This is a genomic window from Flavonifractor sp. An91 (assembly GCF_002159225.1).
In the GTDB taxonomy this organism is placed as follows: Bacteria; Bacillota; Clostridia; order Oscillospirales; family Oscillospiraceae; genus Flavonifractor; species Flavonifractor avicola.
On record NZ_NFHA01000041.1, the window covers coordinates 1 to 21,122 of the forward strand.

Annotated in this window: 14 protein-coding genes, 2 pseudogenes and 1 riboswitch; of the genes and pseudogenes, 2 read left to right on the plus strand and 14 right to left on the minus strand. The window is 55.1% G+C overall.

Annotated features, from left to right (window positions below; all coding sequences use genetic code 11):
- Positions 1-236 (minus strand): annotated as a pseudogene (locus tag B5G42_RS15630) (sigma-70 family RNA polymerase sigma factor); the annotation flags it as partial.
- A 5-nt stretch (positions 237-241) separates the two neighbouring features.
- Positions 242-550, minus strand: coding sequence for a hypothetical protein (locus B5G42_RS18260; RefSeq protein WP_162611129.1), 309 nt, complete (start codon positions 548-550; stop codon positions 242-244).
- Positions 551-854: 304 nt separating this feature from the next.
- Here B5G42_RS18260 and B5G42_RS15635 point away from each other — a divergent pair, with 304 nt between their 5' ends.
- The gene (locus tag B5G42_RS15635; RefSeq protein WP_087272346.1) at positions 855-2,030 is read left to right on the plus strand and encodes an IS110 family transposase; all 1,176 of its coding nucleotides are present in this window, start codon (positions 855-857) and stop codon (positions 2,028-2,030) included.
- Between the two features lie 201 nt (positions 2,031-2,231).
- Here B5G42_RS15635 and B5G42_RS15640 read toward each other — a convergent pair whose 3' ends face one another.
- From B5G42_RS15640 to B5G42_RS15690, 11 genes are all read right to left on the minus strand, one after another.
- Positions 2,232-3,851: an S-layer homology domain-containing protein gene (locus B5G42_RS15640; RefSeq protein WP_087272310.1), complete on the minus strand. Its 1,620-nt coding sequence runs from the start codon at positions 3,849-3,851 to the stop codon at positions 2,232-2,234.
- Positions 3,852-3,879: 28 nt separating this feature from the next.
- Positions 3,880-7,578 carry an Ig-like domain-containing protein gene (locus tag B5G42_RS15645; RefSeq protein WP_087272312.1) on the minus strand — a complete coding sequence of 1,233 codons (3,699 nt, stop codon included), beginning with the start codon at positions 7,576-7,578 and terminating at the stop codon, positions 3,880-3,882.
- Positions 7,579-7,617: 39 nt separating this feature from the next.
- Complete coding sequence (locus B5G42_RS15650; protein ID WP_140399870.1) at positions 7,618-7,974, minus strand: hypothetical protein; 357 nt, start codon at positions 7,972-7,974, stop codon at positions 7,618-7,620.
- A 161-nt stretch (positions 7,975-8,135) separates the two neighbouring features.
- On the minus strand, positions 8,136-8,753 hold the full coding sequence (locus B5G42_RS15655; protein ID WP_087272317.1) for a response regulator transcription factor: 618 nt from the start codon (positions 8,751-8,753) through the stop codon (positions 8,136-8,138).
- Positions 8,750-10,180 carry a hypothetical protein gene (locus B5G42_RS15660; RefSeq protein WP_087272320.1) on the minus strand — a complete coding sequence of 477 codons (1,431 nt, stop codon included), beginning with the start codon at positions 10,178-10,180 and terminating at the stop codon, positions 8,750-8,752. The genes B5G42_RS15655 and B5G42_RS15660 overlap by 4 nt, the downstream gene beginning before the upstream one ends.
- Positions 10,173-12,593: a histidine kinase N-terminal 7TM domain-containing protein gene (locus B5G42_RS15665; protein ID WP_087272323.1), complete on the minus strand. Its 2,421-nt coding sequence runs from the start codon at positions 12,591-12,593 to the stop codon at positions 10,173-10,175. Before B5G42_RS15665 ends, B5G42_RS15660 begins: the two co-directional genes overlap by 8 nt.
- Positions 12,590-12,943, minus strand: coding sequence for a hypothetical protein (locus tag B5G42_RS15670; RefSeq protein WP_087272326.1), 354 nt, complete (start codon positions 12,941-12,943; stop codon positions 12,590-12,592). The genes B5G42_RS15665 and B5G42_RS15670 overlap by 4 nt, the downstream gene beginning before the upstream one ends.
- Positions 12,944-13,111: 168 nt before the next feature.
- A complete protein-coding gene (locus B5G42_RS15675; protein ID WP_087272330.1) occupies positions 13,112-14,704 on the minus strand; it encodes a response regulator transcription factor in 1,593 nt (530 codons plus the stop codon).
- 22 nt (positions 14,705-14,726) lie between these two features.
- A complete protein-coding gene (locus B5G42_RS15680) occupies positions 14,727-16,091 on the minus strand; it encodes an extracellular solute-binding protein (RefSeq protein ID WP_087272333.1) in 1,365 nt (454 codons plus the stop codon).
- A gap of 322 nt (positions 16,092-16,413) precedes the next feature.
- Positions 16,414-16,899, minus strand: coding sequence for a hypothetical protein (locus tag B5G42_RS15685; protein ID WP_087272337.1), 486 nt, complete (start codon positions 16,897-16,899; stop codon positions 16,414-16,416).
- 113 nt (positions 16,900-17,012) lie between these two features.
- The gene (locus tag B5G42_RS15690; RefSeq protein WP_087272340.1) at positions 17,013-18,314 is read right to left on the minus strand and encodes a zinc ribbon domain-containing protein; all 1,302 of its coding nucleotides are present in this window, start codon (positions 18,312-18,314) and stop codon (positions 17,013-17,015) included.
- A gap of 346 nt (positions 18,315-18,660) precedes the next feature.
- Between B5G42_RS15690 and B5G42_RS15695 the strand changes: the two genes are divergently transcribed.
- Positions 18,661-19,404 carry a zinc ribbon domain-containing protein gene (locus tag B5G42_RS15695; protein WP_087272343.1) on the plus strand — a complete coding sequence of 248 codons (744 nt, stop codon included), beginning with the start codon at positions 18,661-18,663 and terminating at the stop codon, positions 19,402-19,404.
- A 1,085-nt stretch (positions 19,405-20,489) separates the two neighbouring features.
- Positions 20,490-20,585: riboswitch (purine riboswitch) on the plus strand.
- 451 nt (positions 20,586-21,036) lie between these two features.
- Here B5G42_RS15695 and B5G42_RS17995 read toward each other — a convergent pair.
- Positions 21,037-21,122: pseudogene (locus B5G42_RS17995) on the minus strand (IS5/IS1182 family transposase); the annotation flags it as partial.

The window sequence follows — 21,122 nt, forward strand, 5'->3', positions numbered from 1 at the left end:
TCCTCCAAACCGTGTATTGAAACATCCTTGCGGGTCTGGGCGCTCTCTGCCCGATCCTGCTCATAGTAGATTTGATCGGACAGGGCTTTCAGCTCTGCAAAGTCATGTTCCGTTTTGTCGGGATTCTCCTTCAGATAATCCTCCAGTGTGATTTCTATGATTTCGTTATGAAAGCGATAAACGATATTTGGGCTGCTTTTGTTTATCGCATAGTCGCTTTTGCGATAATTTTGCACCTTTGTTACCTCCGATTTGTTTTTTGCGGAAAACAAATCGGAGGTGGCGGCCCCCTAATTCTTTGTCCAGGGAGCCTTAAATGAAAGCGGCCGACTTTGTATCGGAATACAAAATCAGCCGCTTTCTGGATATGTGCATTGAGAAGTTCAATAGGGCAGGCAGCACCGGCAGGCGGGGGTTTGTCCCCACTTGGGGAAAACTCCCGCGCACAAAAACGCAGACCAACGCCTATTGAAATTTGTCCATTGAAAGCCGTGTGTCGTTGATATGGGACAAAAAGCAACTTCTCAATGCTGTGGACTTTTTGATCCATAGCACTGTTACTCCTTGTCCGCTGCTATGCGGACGGCACACAGGCGGCTGGCATCATCCCCTTGTATTATAGAGTAGTAGTTATTAAAGCCCCTCTCCAAGGGCTGTGCTACACTGTAAGGGATGCTGTGGATTGGTGATCATCTCCTACCACAAGATGGCTCAAGAAAGGTTCCAACCACAGCCCCTTACACTTTTGTTGATCAGTTAAATACCGCCAGACGGTTTATGTGGAACAAGGCTACAAAAGTAAGGCGCACTGTGGATGCAGCATCACATATTTACCGTTGGAGGTATTTGTTATGATGGTTTCTGTTGGTATCGATGTCTCGAAAGATAAGCACGATTGTTTCATCGTCAACTCTGAGGGCGAAGTCCTGGCAGATGTGTTCACTATCCCCAACAACATGGATGGGTTTCACTATCTGTTACAACGAATCCAGGATTGCGCCAACACGCAGAACAAAATAAAAGTAGGGCTTGAGGCGACCGGACATTACAGCTACAATCTGCTCGGGTTTCTTCTTGACAACGGTCTACCCACCTATGTCTTGAATCCCTTGCGTACAAACATTTACCGAAAGAGTCTCAGTCTGCGAAAGACTAAAACCGACCGGGTGGATGCACGAACGATTGCTTCTATGCTGTTATCCGATGTGGGCCTCAAACCCTACACAGATACAGCATACCACAATGAGGAGCTAAAGTCACTGACCAGATACCGTTTTGACAAGGTGAAAGAGCGTGCCAAGCTGAAAAGTTCTATCGCTCGACTGGTCTGCATCCTGTTTCCAGAGTTGGAAAAGCTGGTTCCTTCTCTGCATATTGCTTCTGTCTACGCCCTGCTGGAGGAGTTCCCCGGTGCCAAACAGATTGCCGCAGCTCATTTGACGAGGCTGAAAACACTGCTCGAAACCGCCTCTAAAGGCCACTACAAACGGGACATGGCTCTTGAAATCCGGGATGCCGCCAGAAATTCTATTGGCTCCTGGATGCCTGCCAAGTCTCTTGAATTGCAGCACACCATCCGGCTCATCCGTGAACTGGACGACGAAATTGCTGAAATTGAAAAGCAAATTCAAGCCATTATGGATGAACTTAATTCTCCCATTACCACTATCCCAGGGATTGGATTCCGAATGGCTGCCATGATTTTTGCTGAGGTTGGTGACTTCACTCGTTTTGATTCCCCGGACAAGCTGTTGGCCTACGCTGGGATGTCGCCCTCAACTTACCAGTCTGGACAACTCAAGAATTGCTACCCACACATGGAAAAGCGTGGCTCTCGATACCTACGCTACGCCCTTTACAACGCGACCAAATATGTCTGTCACTGGAACCCGACCTTTGCTGCCTATCTTGCTAAGAAGCGTGCGGAGGGCAAACACTACAATGTCGCGCTTTCTCATGCTGCCAAAAAGTTGGTTCGTCTAATCTTTGCCATGGAGAAATCCAGGCAGCCATATTGCTCGGCAGCTTGAGGGCAACTACTTAAATAGCCAGCAGAGGCCTGACAAGACCTTAGCTTTGCTATACCTTTTTTGAGCTATCCTTTTTCACCACCACCATTCATTTTGGGGCTTGACTTTTAATAGTTAATCTTTCTTGGTTTGCATTGTCCGGTTATCGCGGGGTTTCCCGCAGCAAAGGCCATGCAGGCCTGTATCCCGGCACATATTGTGCTACATGTGGTCCTGCCACTTCCAGATGATGCTCCATTCGTCTGCAAGCAGATCATAGACGTATACTATGCCGCTGGGAGCGACCGCATACGTTTTTTCGCGGACGAACTGCTCCCCGTGATCGGTCCCCAGGGAGATGATCACACAGGGCTCGCCGCCTATGACCTCCGGCCTCTGGTCAAACAGTATACTCATGCCCTGCTCCAGCTGCTGCTGTACCTCGGGCACCCCGCCCAGCAGCTCCGCTGCCTCCTCCTCGGTCAGCTGCTCATCGGGATCATAATAGCTATAGAGCAGCATTTCCGTGACCCGACCCAGCTCATCCGTCCGGACCAGCCAGACGCTGCCGTCCGTCAGCATCTGGGGCGCCCGAGAGGTCAGATCCATCTGGGGGGCCGCCTGATAGGGCAGTGCCTCATACCGGCCGATGTTGTCGCCGTTTTCCGCTGCGTCGTCCAGCCACACCGTCTTTAACGCGTAATCCACTTTCCAGGCCGCTGCGCAGAAGGACTCGTTCTTTCTCGTCTCCCCCCGGGGCGTCCAGCCGGTATACTTTCTCAGCACCGGGGCCGTATCGTCATAGTAGCTGGAGAACAGGCTGTCCCCGTTGTTCATCTGTATCAGCTCAAGTACGATCCGCTCGTCACAGAGGGTTTTCCTCCGGATCAGAAAGTCCCCGGCCATGATCGTCGGCTCGCCCACCGGCTCGCCTTCTACCATCTCATAGAGCGTGAGTATCAGCGCATCGGGGATTTCATTGGCCCCGGCATACCGGCGCTCCAGCTTCCAGGCGCCCATATACTCCTCAATGGCATTGTGCTTCAGATCTGTGAGCCGAATGGTGAACGTGCCGTTATTGCCGAAGAAGATCCATGCCGCCGGGGTGTCCGAAGCCGGCGGGCAGTAGCCCCACTCGCCCTCCAGAGCCGCCCGCAGCGCGGCCTCCCCAGTAAAGTTGAGGGGATCGTCCTCCGACACCTCAAGCTGGAAGGCCACCCGCAGGTCCTTATCCACAATGCGGGCCACCAAGGTCGCCACCTCGGCCCGGCTGATCTGCCGCTGGGGCAGGCAGGAGCCCCGCTTGTCGGAGCCGGTGACGATGCCCATGCGGTAGAGGGTGTAGATGTTGTCCCGGTAAGGGGTGGAGGGGTAGAGGTCAGGGATGGCGCCGTCCGGGATGGAATTGATCTGGGTTCGCTGCCCCCGGGGAATGGCGCGGCAGAGCATATTCATCAGTTCGGCCCGGGTGATGGGGGCACTCAGGGCATATTGGCCCAGCGGGGCGTCAAGGATGCCCTCCTCCACCGCGTATTCCATGTAGCTTGCGTACCAGGGCGAGCCGTTGGTGAGGCTGACAGAGCCCTCGGTGAGGAGCTGGCCGATACAGGCGGCCAGCTTCACCGCCTCCGAGCCGGTGATGTCATCGTTGGGGGCAAAGCGGCCGTCGCCCCGGCCGTTGATCAGCCCGGAGTCCACCGCTGTGTCCAGATATTTGAGATACCAGGCGTTCTGATCCACGTCATAAAAGCCGCCGGCAGCCAGCGCCGTCCCGCCCAGGGCGGGCACCAGAGAGAACAGCATGACCGTCGTCAAAAGCAGACAGCTGATCCGTTTCCTCATGTGCTTCTCCTCCTTTCAGAATATCCTGTCACTTTGTCATGTGGCGATAGATGAAGGTGACGATCTGGGCCCGGCTGCAGTCCACATCGGGGCTGAAGGTGGTGGCGGAGCTGCCGTTGGTGACGCCCTCCTTGACGGCCCACAGCACCGCGTCGGCGTAGTAGGCGTCCGCCTTTACATCGGTAAAGGGGTTGGCCGTGCCCGCCGCCGGGGATTTGGCGGAGCGCCACAGGAAGGTGGCGATCTGGCCCCGGCTGCAGTTCACATCGGGGCTGAAGGTGGCGGCGGAGCTGCCCTTGGTGATGTCCTGCTCCACCGCCCACAGCACTGCGTCATAGTACCAGCTGCCCTTGGGTACATCGGTAAAGGGCATGGAGGCGGACTTGGGCGCGGGAGCGCCGGCGGCACGCCACAGGAAGGTCACCGCCTGAGCCCGGGTGCAGATGCCGTCGGGCAGGAAGGTGGTGGCGCTGGTGCCGGAGGTGATGCCCTGGTTCACGGCCCAGACAACCGCATCCCGATAATAGGCGTCCTCGGCCACGTCGGTGAAGGGGTTGTGCCCGGCGGAGAGTTCCACCGTAACGGTGCAGGTGGCTTCCTTTCCGCCGCAGGAGGCCTTGATGACCGCGGAGCCCTCGGCCACAGCGGTAACGATGCCGAATTTGTCAACATCGGCGACGGCAGGGTTGCTGCTGGTCCATGTGATGTCGCCGGGCGCATTGGCGGGATCCTTAACCGCCGTAAGCTGGTATGTTGCGTCCACCCCCATGCGGAGCTTCTCATGGGAGATGTGAAGCCCGGCCAGCTCGATCTCCGTCTCGGTGACGGCAGCCTGGTAGGACACCAGGAAACCGGGCAGCGGGTTCCCGGCCTGATTGACCACACACAGCCCCACCGTTTTGTAGTACGCGCTGACGTCCTCCGGATGGGGCTTGAGGGCCGTCACCGCTCCCGTCTTGGGATCCACGGAGAGATAGCCGTTATCGGTTACTTGCCGGGTGGGGCTGCTGCCGGGGGAGGCCCCGGTGTTCTCCTCCAGGACGCGCCACTCGTAGCGGTAGTTCCCCATCGCCCCCTCAGGGAAGACGGAAACTGCATACTCCGGCGGGTCGAGCTTCTCCCCCGGCCGCAGAGTCACGTCGGGCAGGGAGGAGGGGGTAACGCGGATGTCGGCATTGGTGCCGATCTCCGCGGGGTCCTCGTACACAAGGACCGACCAGCTGCCGTAACGGTTCGGCGCAGGGTAGCCGGGGTACTCGGCGGACAGACTGGTAAAGCCGGTCTCCTTGCCTGTGATGGTAATGCTGGTAACGGCCTGATTCTGATTGACCACATTGCTGCCTGTGGAGGTGGTGACGGTGTACTGGGGCACCGTATCCACCCATTCCGGCTTGAAGGTGAACCTCTGCCACTTGTTGGCATTGGCGGGGTTCATGCTCACGTCCAGGGTCACGCTCTCCCCCTTCTTGAGGAAGATGGTGTTCCCCTTGCCATAGTCCGCGTAGGGCCGGCCGTTCCGGCTCAGCACCAACTTGTACAGGTTTTCCGGATCGGCCAGCAGTACCGTCCCGCTGCCCGTCCGGACGCCTTCCTTTATGGTGTCGGTACCCTTGCAGCGGGTGTAGATGAAGCAGGTACTGCCGGGGGTCAGGCCGGTCACCGCCTCGGAAGAAATGGGCACGGCATCCTCAGGCCACCCCTCGGTCTGGGTGGTGGTGTACACATACTCCTGGTCATCCTTCCAGTTCAGGATCCGGAAGCCTGTAAACTGCCCGCTGCCGTCCTTCTCAGGCTGGAGCTGGGGCCATACCGGCTCCTTGTCGTTGGAGGCCTTGCTCACCCTCAGGAACGAGCCTGCCAGCTGGCCCGTGTAGCCCTTCGCTGTAACGGTCACCCGGAGGTAGGTATTCTCCCCTATATCCTCCGCCGTGGGGGTATAGCTTCTGTTGGTTTCGCCCTTGATGTCATCCCAGTCATAGCCCAGGGAGTAGCGCCGCTGCCACTGGTAGGACAGGTCAGCCTCGCTGAGACCCTCCGGCAGGCCGGTGAGGACGGTAGAGATGGGGCTACCATAGACGATGGCGCTGGGGTGGTAGATCCGGCCGGTGAGGACGGGATCCGGCTTGGGCGTCTCCTTCACATAGATGTGGACGATGTAGTGGCTGGACGAAGGTTCGATGATCGAGCCGTCCTTTTTCTTGCTAAGGCACAGATCAAAGATGTACTCCCCGGTGGCCGCACCGGCGGGAATGGTGACGGTGTGTTGGGTGAGCTTGCTGCCGATCCCCGAGGTGACTTTACCCCTGTCGGGGGTGGTGCCGGTCAAATCGATGACATAGGAGTAGCCCGCGTCCTGCAAAACCTGGGACATGGGGCTCCACTGGAAGGTGAGGGTATGGGCGGTGCTGTTGTCGAGATATACCATATCTGCCGGCTCGTCCCTGGAACACTTGATGGACTTGCCGTCCAGCCTGATCTCTACGTTCTCCTGGTCGCCGGCGGGCGTGATGGTGGCAGAATAGAGGGGGAATTCATAGACATGCAGGTTGGTGTCTGTGTCATAGTAATACGTCATCGCCTCATAAATATTGTCGGCGATATAGGTCTTGCCCTTGATGTTGACGCAGGAGCCGTCCAGGATATGCCGGAACGCCTCAGCTGTATAGTACTGTGCCAGCTCTTCCGTGGTTTCGTTCATAAGAATGTTGATTTCCAGCCATTTAAATGTTCCGCCGGTGATTTGGAACGCCGGGTAGGGGCAGGTTTTATTCGCGCGGATCCAGTAATCATCATTCAGGCATACGTTGAACTCGTCGAATGTACCGCCGCTGATGGCGAGGATGGTATGACGCGCATCGTGAAGTCCGGCGTTCCAGTATTCATTCCACTTTTTATAAAGCCCCACCGTAGAAAATGTGCCGCCGCTGATATGGAACGCTCCGTCCAATATACCCCGATCTGCAAAAAATCCCACGTGGCTTTTGAAGGTACCGCCGGAGATGGTGGTCACATTTTTGTTATCCGGATTTACCTCAAACCTCAGAACGCCTGTAAATTTGCCGCCTTCGATGTTGACTTCTTTTCCGGCCTTCGGATTTGAGTAGATCGCATAGCAGGTATCGTCACCGAACTCCAGTACGCCATCTTTCTCCGTTATATTGACGTTATCGTCCCTGTCCGTACAGTAGAGTTCACCGCCCTGAATTTCCAGATCGCCCGCGTTGTGGAACAGCGTTTGACCCGGCGTATTCTTTCCGTTGGCGATGGAGGTGAGCTTTCCGCCGGTCATATAGAGGGCTGATTCACTCCTGACCAGGATCATGGGGATCGACCACTTGCTGCTCTGATACAGCCGGATCTGGCCGCCACCCAAGCTGTCTTTGATGATAAGCTCCGAATCAACCAGGTCAATATAGGCCATAGCCCCCGAATTGATATCTGATTTGGTGCGCAGGGTCAGCGTCTTACCGTTCAGATCCAGGGTGTGCGCCTTCGAGCTGATGGAAATGACATCGTCTGGCGTAAGGCCGTGGGGAAATTCATACATTGTGTCAATGTCGCGGTTCAGCTTGATGTAATAGGCGTTGCCTTCCAGCGCCGCTTTCAGTTCCGCATAGCTGTTCACTTCTTTCTCGCCGGACACGGCGCTGGCCGTCCCGCCCAGGGCGGACGCCAGGGAGAGCAGCATAACCAGGGTCAGCAGCAGGCTGGTGATCCGTTTCCTCATGTAGTTTCTCCTCCTTTTTGAAAAAAGTCGCGTTCCACCTCAAAGGGATTGCAGGCTGGCGGCCAGATAGTCCAGAGACACGTCGTAAAACACAAAGTCGTCGATCGCACCTTTCCGCTTGGCTTCAATAGCCCGATGGACCGTCTCTGCCTGCCCCTCGGGGCACATGAGCATAATATGACAGTAGGGTGCTACCTCCCGCAGCCATGCACACAGGGCCAAACAAAAGTCCATGTCCTGAGTGCCGTCCTCGGCTACCTCCAGCAGCGCCCCGGCGGCCAGATGGGAACGGATGGCCACATCCGCGTTGGCATAGTCCGGCTCATAGCACAGCTGGATACCGGGAATATCCCGCACCTTGGTCATCAGACCCTGGGCCAGCGACGCCCGTCTCATAATTAACAGCACCGTTTTCAGCACCCCCACCTCCCTGCATATTAGATGTCTGGCTTTATTGTAGCCTCCTTTTGCCTCCCGCACCCTACCCGTTGCGGGTAGTCTTTTCCTGAAAAGAAAAAATCCACCGGCATTTGCCGGTGGACCACTGAGCTATATACTTAATACAGAGGATTGATCCAGCCGTTGGAGATCATATAGAAGGCCAGATCCACCGCCTTGGAAAAGCCGGTTTTGCCCAGCATATTCATCTTGTGGTACTTCACGGTGTTTTCACTGATGAACAGTTCCCGGGCGATCTCCTGATTGGTCATATGCTTGCACATCAGCCGCAGTACCTCCATCTCCCGGTCGGTGAGAGGGGCCTCCCCCTGGGGCAGCGGGATGGTTCTGGGCTCAGGAAAACAGCGCTCACCCCCCATCACCGCTCGGGCCACCTCCAAAAAGTCGTTGAGGCTCCGGCTCTTGTAGATAAACCCGTTGGCCCCGGCGGCTTTGGCTCGGGGGATATAGGTGATCTCATCAAAGGCGGTCATGACGATGATCTTGATCTTGTCATCTGCCTTTCGGATATCCTCCACCGCTTTCAGGCCAGAAGCGCCCCCCTCGGTACATACGTCCATCAGTACCAGATCAGGATGCAGGTGGCAGCAGAAGTCCTGAGCGTAGTCGGCGTTGGGCACTTCCCCCACCACGGTGAAATCCCCCGACGCCGTCAGCGCCGCGGTCAGCGATTCCCGCATGGATGCGTGATCCTCCACAATCAGGACTCTGGTCATTTCCCCTCAGCCTCCTTTGATACTGACAGTTCGATCCGGAACCGGGGAACGGTATACAGATCCAGTGTACCCCCCAGCCGGGCAATCCGGCGTCGCATTCCGCCGATGCCGCCCCCCTCCCGGATAGGCCCGGCAGGCGGGATGCCGTTGTCAGTGACCGTCATGCGCCAGCAGTCGTTGTGAAACAGATGGAACTGGATACGGGTGGCGTAGCCGTGGCGCACAGCGTTAGTAACACACTCCACAGCGATCTCGGCAAAGCTCTCCGCCACTTCTCTGTCCTCCGGCAGCGCTCCCCGGATCTCCACCGATACATCCATACCCTGGAAGGTCTCCCGCAGCAGCGCCAGACGGCGGGCGGGAGAGGGTGTACCATCCTCCCGCATGGCCGTGGGAAGGCTGCGGGCAAAGTCCATCAGCAGCGCCTCGTCCGGCTGTTGTCCGTCCCGCAGGGCACGGAGCAGCAGGCTGATACGCTGGCCCAGCAGGTCATGGACCCGCCCCTTGCTCCGGGCGATCTCCTCCGCCTCGCAGATGGTCTGGAGATGTTCGATGGTGTGACGCAGCTCCCGGCCCCGCTGTTCCAGGGCCTGGTTCTGCCGGGCCAGAAGTGTCACCGCGTCCCACCGCTCCGTTACGTCGTCGGCGGTGAGCAGGACAAAGGCCCGCCGGCCCATAGGGATGGCATGGGCGGAAATGCTCCATACAGAGGCGTCGGGAAGGCGAAACACCTGCTGGCCCCCCAGAATCTCCCGGGCACAGCCTCCGTGGAGTTCTCCGCCCTCCAAAAGCCGCTGAAATGCCAGTCCATTGTGCAGAGACTGCCCGCTCAGTTGCCGGGCCAGTCCATCCATTTGGCGGTTGCACAGCAGGATATCTCCCGAACGGCGGAAGAACAGCAGCCCGGTGTGCAGGGTGTCGATAGCCTCCTTGACGGAGACGGAGGAAATCTGGGTATAAAGCTCCCGCCGGCGCAGCAGGCAGATATGTACGCTGCGTAGCAGGAAAAACACAAGCCCCGTCAGGAAAAAGACCGGGTAAACAGGCCCCGTAATCTGCTCTGTCATGGGCAACAGAACTGCTGCCCCGCCGATGACGAAAAATAGCCATACCTGCTCCGTCCCCATGGCGGCGGCAGTACCCAGCGCCGCAGTCAGCAGGAACACCATCTGCCGGGCAATTCCATAGGCGCTGGGCATCAGAAAGCCGCCGTACAGCCCGTACTGTACCTGCCCCAGCAGGGCGGCAAAGAGGAAGAGCGCCGCCAGGATGGCACACTCCATCCCGTTTTCCGCTCTGCGGCCCCAGCCAATATGCAGGCGGCGGAGGCTATAGGAGACGGTCAGGGTCTGCAGCACGATGCACACCGCCGCCATCATCACCAAAGCGGTCAGTATCCAGTGGGGAAAGCGATAAAACTCAGCCACAAGCCTCACCTCCCAGGGGTATCGTCATACAGATCCCGAAGGCGTCGTCCAGGTCCTTGCAGGAAATTTGCCCGCCCATTGCGGTCACCGCCGCCGTCAGTTCCTCCGATAATTGCCACCGTCCAGGATCGCCTCCGGGGAGGAACCGGAATACCAGGCAGGCGCCCTCCGTCTCCAGGTATCCCATCAGCGGGGAGGCCTTCTCTTTCAACGCCCAGGCTATGGTCTCAAAGGCGAAGTCGTAGCATAGTGACGCGCTGCGGATCTCCAGTCCGTTCCTTTGCCCGCAGCGGATCAGGGCCTGCAGTCCCGCATAGCGGGCCAGCTCCGCCAGTTCATCCAGATACATGCTCAGCTCATCGCCGGGGAGAGGCTCACCCTGGCGGGCCAGAAAGAACAGGTTGCATCTGCGTTTAATATGACACAGGCACAGGGTAATATAAGCGGTCAGGCCTTTTGACTGCTCTGTTTCCGGCAGAGCTTCAATCAGGCGTACCAGAGATGTGATGCGGCGTTCCATGTCACGGTCCAGCTGCTCAAACAGGGCTCGGTTGGTCTCCGCGGCCAGCAGGCGCTTTTTTACCTCGCCCTCCTCCCGCAGCAGGGCATTGGCTGCCTCCAGGCGGGTCTGTACGTCCTGGATCTCTCTGCGCAGCCGGTTGGTCTGAGACAGGTCTTCCTGCCATACCGCCATACCGCTGCGGACAGGAACGGCGTGGAGCTGGGTATCTCTGTCCCGCAGCAGAGGCTGCTGTATGTCTGTGCGCAGCCGCTGCCAGACTGATCGGGAGATGGGACGGGCTCCGTGGGAGGATAGAACGGTGCGGCCATCCTCATCCAGCAGCGTCAGGCCAATGGGAGCGGACGCAAACAAGCGCTGATATTGGATATTCACCGGGATCAGCCCCCCGTGGAGCACCGTTTCAAAGAACAAAACCGACAGAATGCAAATATTGACCGTAATATCGCTCTCCCATGCCAACGGTACCCGTTGGATGTAGGCGGCAAGATAGGCCAGCAAGCCGCCGCAGAACAGCAGTGGGAGTACGCGGCCTCTCCGGCTGGGGCTTCCCCGTCCCTTGCGGAGCAGATTCCAGAGAGCAAATGCCAGGAACAGGAGGGAGAAGGCCATAACCGCCCAGAATCCCGGCCCATACTGATAATCCGAAGCCCAGTTTCCACCCGGTGTAAAGCGGAATACCAGCTGATGGAGATCGTTGGTCAACACCAGCAGCACCGAGAGGATATACACCGCAAGGGGCGGCCACAGGGGACGTACCAGCTGCTTTTCGCCCTCTCCCCGGTCCAGGATCTCCGTCAGGTACAGCAGCGCCACCGGCAGGGCCAGCTGAAAAAGATAGTAACCATACCAGCACAACCGGCATAGCGTACTTTCCTGCGGCAGCTGGTATTTAAACAGGCGCAGCATAAGCCACCCCACCATCAGCCAACCCAGCACGTCCACCACCCGGCGGACATCCCGGCGGATCATCCGGTGGGTTACCGTGCCTTTCCACAGCAGTATGACAGTAGCAATCAGCAGGGCGGATAGAATATGCTCCCGCATATCGGCTGTGGTGTAGAGCCGGGTGTGAAACACCTGCCTGCGCAGATCACGGCTGCTGTCCCCGGCGAGGGTCAAAAACCGGTCATAGTCCTTCCCTTCCAGTGTGTGGGTCGAGCGGTAATCGGTGGGAAAGCCGGACGGCCTCTCCCCGCCCGCCAGAGGCAGACCCGCAGACAGCAGAGCCTCATCCAGCCCCGGCTCCAGCATCAGTGGAACATCGGAGAGCAGCCCCATGCGGTAGGACAAGGTGCCCTCTTCCGGCACAATAATCTCATAATTTTCTCCATTTTGGTTCCACGCAGCAGCTTCATAGTCCAGACAGATCAAAACGGGAGCGTCCGCCCCGTCCAACTCGAATCCTCCATTCCGATGAAGGTCTTCCAGGTAATCCAGGGCATCCTGCTTGGTTGGGTCCTCCCAGTCCAGCCCGTAGGACAGGGCGCCCATGGCCAGCATATTGCGAACAACTGAAAAGCTGCTCATACCGGCGGAAACCCCGCTCTCCCGCAGGCTGTTCCAGCCGGTGATGACTGCATCCGTCCGGGTGCGGTCCACCGCTAGGACTACCGTAGCCGTCACATGGGGATACCAATACCGGCCCACACCTCGGGTCATGGCCGGTATTGCCTGCACATCAAAGCAGGCCACCGCATTGCCGCGAGCCACCTCCGCATAGAGGGTATCCTCCCCGTCCTGGAGCGTATAGCCGGAGAGGAATGGAAGCAGCACCTCACTGTATGCTCCGGAACCCTCTGCCTCTGGGATCAAATACCCTCCGGAGGCCGCCGCGCTGCATCCGGTCAGCAGCAAACACAGCAGGAGGACCGGCAACCATCGTATTCTCATGGCGCCACCGGCTCCCCAGGCTCTTTCATGCGAGCAGCGCACTCCCTGCACAGATCCATCTCATCGCAGATGAGGAAGCAGGCGTCACAGACCAGCCGCCGGCAGACGGGACACTGACTGAATCGTTCCCGGGCCTCCTGCCCCGCAGCCTCCCGGGCCCGCTGCTTCTCCCGCTGGTAAATGGCATCATAGAGTTCCTTCTTTTCCCGGCATTGGGCTGCCTGTACCGCTTTGGAAAAGGGGATACTGCTGCTGTACCAGTATTCTCCGCACACCTCACAGCGAACGGAAAAACAGAAATACTGCGGTGTGGAACAGTCCTCCAGATGGCTGGATAACAAACTTATCATACGCCCCGCCTCCTTTCTGCTCCTGTTATAGCAGGAGCAGGGGCGTGCGTATATGGTCCGGCGAATACTTTTTTCCACTTTTCGCAAAAGGTATCCATTGGATAATAGAGAAAGCGCACAAAACCAAAGGAATGGTTTTGTGCGCTTTGCCGCATTTTGGGTCTAATCTTAGAACAGCTCCTGAAGTCTACCGCAGCGGCGGAGCAGATCAATGTAGAGCATCAACTCATCCCGTGAGGCAACCCCCAGCTTCTCGTAGATGCTCCGGTTGTGCTTGCGGACTGTACTCATGCTGATAAACGCCAGATCCGGGATCTCCGCGATCTCATGCCCATCGATGTAGTAGCGGAGGATATTTCGCTCTGCCTCTGTCAGCAGATCCTTGCGCACCACAAACTGATCGAAGAGCTCTGCGATATTGGGAGGAAGTTCCCCCTGCTCCAGCCGCTGGTTCCGTGCCCGGGCATTTAGAAACTCTGCCAGCTCATCCACCTCCGAGATTCCGGAGGACAGACTCTGTTCCGGCATCTCTTCCTGCTGAAACCGCTTCAGGCTATCGGTGATGGGCCGGACAAAGCTCCGGGCCAGGAAGAAGGAAAAGGCCAGCAGCACCAGCAGCAGCACCAGGGCCGCTATGACCCATGTTTTTTGTATATCAGCGGTGTACGCTGCATAGCTGTCCTGAGGGATCAGGATAGCGGCGACCCAAGTGGTACCCTCTACTTCACCCCTGGAAACGGGCATGACCTGATGCAGGCCAATATACCGCTCGGAACCTGCATCATATTCGTTATAGTATCGTCCCTGATGGATGACCAGGGTCTCTTGGCCATCCAGGTAGGTGCCGCTGACGCTGCCTACCAGTCCCTCAGACAGCAGAAGACGGCTATCCTGAAGGGGCGCCAGCACAGTAACGGCGGAACCAAATTGCCCATCTGCAGCGGGATAGGACAGCTGGAAGTACAGCGCACTGATCTCCACGCCGCAGACGCCGTATACGGTCCCGTCGCTGCCCACGATGGGGACGCACAGAAGCATGGCAGATTCCCAGGTATCCTTCAGGTCAATGCGGCGGGACCAGAAGTAGCACTGGGCAGGCCGGTCCAGGGGCATATCCATCAGTTCCCGGCAGCCCGGGATCTGATCGGTGTCAAATTCCAGATTCCATCGGTTGTGCAGTTCCAGATCCTTTTGCCGGGCAATATCCGGGATGCCCCGGAAGTAGACCACGGTAGGGGTCACCGGACTGCTGGCGCTGAGGTTGGAGTAGCGCAGATGGATTCCGCTTCTGGAGTGGTCCGCCCCTGCCAGGGCGGTGTTGGTGGTGGCATTCAAAATCACATAGGCCCCATTACAATCGGCTGTCTGGAGGGTAGCATTGATGAGCGGATACATGGTTTGCTGCAGCTTCAGCAGCCGCTCCTGATCATCGTTGACCTCCTGCAGCGAGATACCCTCCTGAATCAGTGTTCCTTCAATCTCACGGCTCAGCTCCTTGGAGAGATTCAAGCTCTGGGCGGTCAGACGATCCAGGTGATTGACCAGGTTATCCTGTGTGTTTTTCAAGTGAAGCTCCATCACTTCTTGAATCCGCTCATCGCTCTGGGAAAAGACTCCGGCAATGGACAGAAGGAGGATTACCGCCGCAAAGACCACCAGGATCATGGATACCCAGTAGAGCATCAACTTTCTCTGCATACCTACGCTCTGCTTTTTGGCAAAGGCGTTCAGCGCCCGCAGCTCCCGGAATTTGTTCCGCACGGCGTTTCCTCCTCTCTTTTGGTTATCGCTCCATGATCTCCCGGAAGGCCTGGAGCCGGTCTGCGCTGATTTGCGCCAGTCCAGTCTCTCCGGCCTCCAGATAATCCTGGCGGCCCAGCGCAAGCTGTGTGCGCACCTGGTCTTCCAGCGTGGTTTCCAGGCTCAGGTAGGTCTCCAGCTGCGGCGGCACATAAAATTCATAGTTTGCCTGGGTATCCAGATACGCTTGATAGAGGGACGCATATTTGGCGCTCTCCAATCCCTCAATGGCCTTCGGCAGTTCGTTTTCAAAGGCAACCTGAGTCACCGGCATATAGCCCGCTCGGGTCACAAACTCCACATTGCGTTCCGGTTCGGTCAGCCACTTGAGGAAGGTCACGGCAGCCTGCTCCCGCTCCGGCGTGGAGCGCACGGTGCAGAAGCCCACCCCTCTCTGCATGACCAGGTTTTCTCCCGCCTCAAATACCGGACAAGGGCGGGAGATGATGGTGATCTCCTCGGAAGTATTATCCGGGTATGTCACCACATCGCTGTAATAGAGGATACTGGCTGAGGACGCCACACTGACGATGCTGTCACCGGTGCGGATGGATTCGGTGGCGTAACCGCTCTTGAGCCAGACGCCGCCCTGAAGCGCGGCCTGCGCCAGTGGCTCCCACGCCGTCTGGAAAGCGGGGCCAAAGGCCAGCCTGTCACCCTGGAAGAAATCCTCGCCCAGGGATTCCGCCCCCACCTGGAAGTAGTTAAAGTAGTAGTCATGGACAAACATGGACTTGGCATCGTCCGGAATATCCGGCGTCTGAGCGTCAGTCCAGTCCGCATAGACCTCTGCCGCCTTGAAAAGCCCTTCCCAAGTATCCAGATCCTCCAGCGTCACCCCGGTTGCCTGAGAAAACCGGTCAAAGATGGTCTGGTTGATGAACATGATCTCTGTGGATTTTGCCACAGGAAGGACAACCAGGCGGTCATTGACCATCCCTTCTTCCATGAAAGCCGGGATGAAAGCAGACAATTCTTCCTCGCTGAAGTAGTCCTGATAGTCCACCAGAATGCTGTCATCAGGCAGAGCCATCACGGTCTTGGGATAGGAACTGAAGATATCGGGCAGCTCCGCTGCTCCCGGTTCTCCGTTGGCAGCAGCCAGCACCAGCTCGTGGATCGTGTTGCTGTTGGACACGGAGGTGACCTGCACATTGATCTGCTGCTCTTTTCCCACCGTTTGGTTGAACTCATCGATCAGATCGTTGAGCGGCGAATCGGTCTGCCCACCATAGACGTGCCAGACTGTAATGGTGGTCGGCGTTTCTTCTTTTTTTGCGGTGTTGGAACAGCCTGCGCAGAGTAATAAGATGGCGATCAGCAAAACGATAACGTTTCTGTGTTTCATAGCGTCATCCCCCCTCGTATTTTTGTAATATCACCAACCATCAACAGCTTTCATGACACTTTGTTTTCAGTTTGATAAAAACCGCTGTCCTTTAGTATAACGCAGATTTTTATTTCTGTCCCTACCCGCTGCGGGTAGTCTGTATGCAGCCAACTTGGAAATACTTTACTTCATTACTATTATAAAAGCTGCTGATATACATTACAAGCCTAGCGCTGTTTTCTCCTCTCAATATAGGTTACGATCAAACCTTTGGGCTTATCAACAAGGCCGTCATCTCAATACTCAGGCATTGAGATGACGGCCAACAAGGTTTTCCATATTATTTTTTCTTGAATTTATTTTTTAAAAAGCTGACAAACCTGGTACCATCTTCAATGTAATTCTTTGCTATTGTATAGTCCGCCATAGTGCCTTCTTCAATCATTGCCTTTCGCGTATCCGCTATTGCTTTGTCCCTCAGCTCATTCACGCCTCTGTTGGCAACATGATCCACAGTATCGCTGAGAAGCTCATCCCGGTTTTCCACCAGGATCTCTTTGGCGATTTTTCTTGATTGCTGCTTTTGCTCCTTTGTCATTTTTACCGGTTTGGGCGTGCATTTGGGTAAAACTGCATTAAATCTGTCCGACAGGCCTTCTGATACAAACTTTTCTTCAAACTCTGTCGCACTGCTGCAGGTGTTACCCAGCAAAGTGATGTCCGCGATAAAGGTTTGCACTTCATTTTGCATATCATCCGGAATCGTAAAGTATTCGTCAAGGAATTTGGTTCTTGAGGCCACACATTTTTCCACTTCATCCATCATATTCGTTCTCTCCTTTTTTAACGCCTATTTATACTGTACCAAACTCTCACAATCGGGATAAACAAATGACACATAAAGGCACTCTTGGCCTTTGCTCGCTTGTGATCCTTCGTTTAGGATCCAGCCTTCTCCATCACCCATTTGGATCGATCATGCTGAAGGGCATAGCCGCAAAAACTGCAGCAGTGGTGCTCGTCTGGAACGAAGTTGGCACCGCAGGACGGGCACTCCTTCTCTGCGAAGAACGCACCGTCCGCTTTTCGCCGTTCAGGATAACGCGCCCGGTGCATGGTGAGGGTACGTTTGTATTTTTTCGTATAGGGTTTCTTTCCCAGGGGCAGATAAGTTTCGCTGATTTGCACCTTGACTGTGATCCTGGTGATATCATCCGTATTGACCACGTTTTTTAAAAGGAGGGTGCCCACGCTGCGATCCATCAGCTGAGGGTTGTCCCCCTCATCGTGCAGGGCCTGGGCGATACAGGAGCGCAGGTAGTGTTCGGAATAGTTGACCACTTGCTCCCCCAACTTTTTCTGCCGCCGTGCCCGGAGACTGGGCATAGCAACTGCCAGCACCAAAATCACCAGAGCAGAACCCAAGGCTGTGCCCATAGCCGCCTCCATGTCCGGAATGAGCCAAAGGCTAAAGAACATACACAAAAACAGCAGCGCCGTGGGGATCATCAGTACCAGAAAAGGGTTACTGCTGGCCGGTTCGTACAGTGCAAAGGTCTCGGTCTGCCAGTCGTAGAAATCGCTATGGATCGTGCCGCCGCAATAGGGACAGACCACCTGCTGGCTGCCCAGCTCCAGAGGCGCGCCGCAGGAGGGACAGCTGATCTTGCCCTGGCCGGCGTAGTAGCTGTTCTTTTCCGCTTTCCGGTCCGAACTGCGGATATGCCTGGACTGGAGAATATGGGCATAGGCATTGGGACGGTAGATCTCATAAACGGGGTCGCCGCCCTCCGCCGGAACATAACGTTCCAGGGCTGTACACTCCAGAACAGATTCCCGCCACTCTCTGCCGTCATCCTCCCAGCGGGTGAATTCGTTTTTCGGCTGCGGGATGACATCGGTCAGACGAATATCCCGGCAGAGCTTCCGCTGCTGTAGCAACTCCAGCTGGCACTCTATATTGCTGCGAAAGGTCTTGTCCATTCTCACCGGGAGGGCCCGCTTGTCCGCCTTGCTCAGAGGTATCAGGACCCGCTCGAAGGCCTTTCGTATCTCCCGGCGGAGCCCTGAGCCGTGCAGCGGTGTACTCTCCTGGGTCAGCAGCCGTTTAAACCGGGCCTTTTTTGAGTTTTCAGGCGAGAATATCTGGGAGAAATTGTGGTAGACGACTATGCCCACCACAAAAAGGAGAAAGAGTACAGAGGCCACTGCTGCAATGATCAATGCTTCCAATATATTCATGGAATCCCCCTATCTGATGCCGGAACACCCTGGCCGTTTTCTCTTTATACACTCACGTTTGTAATGACGAGGGCTCCCGGGGAACCCAGGTCATCTCGTATCATTGTAAGCTGGGGTTTCTATAGTCTGATATGCGGAGGTTACACAACGCCATCTACAAGAAGCAGCGGGACTACCAGTCCAAAAGTGGCAGCAGCTTCCGGCTAGATCCCTGGATATTGGTGAGACCCTAACTGTTTTTATTACCTCCGCCTCCCTGCATATTGGATGTTTAGTTTTATTGTAACGCCCTTTTGCGTCCCGCACCCTACCCGCAGCGGGTAGTCTTTTGGGGGAAACTGCCGCAGTGAAGATCAACCAGTTTACTATCTATGTCTATGCCGTTCTGGACGGCATCCAGATCATTCTGGGATTCTTTTGGGGGTATGGCTGGACTGTTATGGGGACAATTCTGGGCCTGATTGGCATGATCAATCTAGGCTATAACCGCAAGCTCCGCCAGAGACGGAAATATATGCCCTGTCCCTCCTGCAATCATCGTATGGAGCGGGGACAGGCATTCTGCCCCATCTGCGGCACGCAGATCGAAAATCCGGGACAGCCCTATACCGTTCAGGATGCTGGCAACGAAGAGGCTAGCTGCAATGCCGGTACCATGAACCAGAAAAAGATCGGTATGCTGATAGAGGTCGCGCTTCTGATCGGTTTTGTGATCTTTCTGGCTAACGGAGGGGTGGGCATTCTTCGTTATGGATGGGATGCAGCGGTTGGTGGTCCCATCTATCAGATTCAAAATGTCACGCTGGACGAATATGGTCCTCAGACTATGAAAGAATTGATGGATGACAACTTGCGCAGCCCCACCTGGACCTCAGAATCCGTTGATGAGGACGCATCCAACGTCTATGTGGAAGGCTATATGCCCATTATGGGAGAGGATATTCGTATTTGCTTCTATTATGAGGACCAGAATGATGGTACCTTTGAATATTCCTTAAATCGAATCGACCTGCTGGATAGTCAGCAGACATCAAGTGACGTGTTTGATGTCATGTTATTCCTGGAGCTCATGTATGAAAATGCCGGTTGAGAAAATAGAGTGGAATAAACTGTTATCCTATTCCAAGTTCTGTGGGTCTTACGGCAAGGTTATCTTACACTCTATTATAGAGATGCGGCAGCCTGAACCCCAGCCTGCCGTTCAAAACGCGAGTCAAGACCTCCAGTTAATCCGGAGGCTTGATTAAGCCCTACAAGGGTCTGATGCGGTCAAATCTTTGGGTTATAATAATGCCACTCTCGCCCTCATGATTTAAGATCTTGATAATCATCTACATTGTGCCTTTGCACTAATATATATTCATATTAACAAAAATATATTCTATATCACTGAAGATGTGGGTAGAAGAGTTTGCGATGAATCCGAAGTAATTTTCCCTCACAAATCAGATATTCTCACAAGTATTACTGATAATAAATTGAATCCGCACAAACAGCATAGATGTAGATAGATTCGTCAGAGACTGGTACGGCATTCCACTTTCTACTACATAATACATCACATGGCCCCCATTTGCTCCGCTTTCAGCTTAATGAATCCTTCGCCCACCGTAGACCTTAGCGCGCAGATGCACAGCGATGGAACCCGGACAAATCACTTGTGTTTTACCTTGCGCAGGAGGTAAAACTTACGAAAAGCAGGAGATCCCGTATGCAACAACGCCGCATCTTCCCACCAATCTTTCTGACTGTCGACTTCAATTAATTGAAAACGGCAGATCAAGTGCAGCCTTCTTTATCAGAGATCCGTCTTTTGCTATTACCTACCCGGCCTACTGCACTCGCAAAACTGGATTATTATACAGATCTTTACCAGGATGGTGAGTCCTTTATAACCCAGCGGACTGCCATCGACATCTTTACTGACACCACAGTCTGCCCATCTTGCCAGGAAAATCGTGTGAAGTTCTCCTCATTTCCCTATTTCCCTCCCTGAATGATGGCATCATGGCGGCTACTGCTATGCCCTGGTAGCTACAAATCGTAATCCAGCCTAGTTAGCTCCCAACAATCCCCATTTTTGTGTATGGCGCACAATTCAACAGCGTGCTTTCTGTGGTGATTGTATAAAATAAAAAATTTGTTTGACAAATCAAAAATTATTTTGTATGATATGCCACGACAACTGAACACGCCTATATAAGCCCATGATTCGGATGGACGTTTCTACCAACTGCCTAACAGTTGACTATAGGGTACTTGCTGATGCAAAGACCAGATAGACGCTGTTAAGGCAGTTTTTTTATGCGGCGGATTTTCTTTCCGCCATGATACACCATCCAGACCAGGGTCGCTGTGCCAGACGCGGCCCTGTTGGAATGTCTGGCGTTCCTATTGGGCGGACCCGTGCTCAGAGTCGTCTTATTTCTTTGAAACTCGAATTCGTGTGAAGTGTTTTTAAGCTCTTTCTTTTGTTGCAGAACTGAACTCATTTTATATATCTGCTTTGCTTATTGAACCTTTTCGTTCTGTGTGCTATTTGTAAAAAATCTATTTAAAAGGGAAACTATAAGGGAAACCACTACCGCCGGAGTAAAATCGGCTAGGAGTACTTGGAGTTTAATGTCTATCCATTAGTCTTTTCAGTTATACATTACCTTGACGACAGCAATAGCAGTTGGTTCCAGCCCTAGGCCCTGTTTGAAAAATGTGTAGTTTTGTTCTAAAACAACAAGATAGCAATAGCGGCAAGGTAGACGAAGGCCAGAAAAGAGGCATCCAATTTGTCATATCTGGTAGCAACTCTCC

What these genes read in the sequence shown, in the direction of transcription:
- B5G42_RS15680 (WP_087272333.1), bottom strand. Translation starts at nt 16,091, where the DNA reads ATGAAACACAGAAACGTTATCGTTTTGCTGATCGCCATCTTATTACTC.
- B5G42_RS15685 (WP_087272337.1), bottom strand. Translation starts at nt 16,899, where the DNA reads ATGATGGATGAAGTGGAAAAATGTGTGGCCTCAAGAACCAAATTCCTT.
- B5G42_RS15645 (WP_087272312.1), bottom strand. Translation starts at nt 7,578, where the DNA reads ATGAGGAAACGGATCACCAGCCTGCTGCTGACCCTGGTTATGCTGCTC.
- B5G42_RS15650 (WP_140399870.1), bottom strand. Translation starts at nt 7,974, where the DNA reads ATGAGACGGGCGTCGCTGGCCCAGGGTCTGATGACCAAGGTGCGGGAT.
- B5G42_RS15690 (WP_087272340.1), bottom strand. Translation starts at nt 18,314, where the DNA reads ATGAATATATTGGAAGCATTGATCATTGCAGCAGTGGCCTCTGTACTC.
- B5G42_RS15655 (WP_087272317.1), bottom strand. Translation starts at nt 8,753, where the DNA reads ATGACCAGAGTCCTGATTGTGGAGGATCACGCATCCATGCGGGAATCG.
- B5G42_RS18260 (WP_162611129.1), bottom strand. Translation starts at nt 550, where the DNA reads ATGGATCAAAAAGTCCACAGCATTGAGAAGTTGCTTTTTGTCCCATAT.
- B5G42_RS15635 (WP_087272346.1), top strand. Translation starts at nt 855, where the DNA reads ATGGTTTCTGTTGGTATCGATGTCTCGAAAGATAAGCACGATTGTTTC.
- B5G42_RS15665 (WP_087272323.1), bottom strand. Translation starts at nt 12,593, where the DNA reads ATGAGAATACGATGGTTGCCGGTCCTCCTGCTGTGTTTGCTGCTGACC.
- B5G42_RS15670 (WP_087272326.1), bottom strand. Translation starts at nt 12,943, where the DNA reads ATGATAAGTTTGTTATCCAGCCATCTGGAGGACTGTTCCACACCGCAG.
- B5G42_RS15640 (WP_087272310.1), bottom strand. Translation starts at nt 3,851, where the DNA reads ATGAGGAAACGGATCAGCTGTCTGCTTTTGACGACGGTCATGCTGTTC.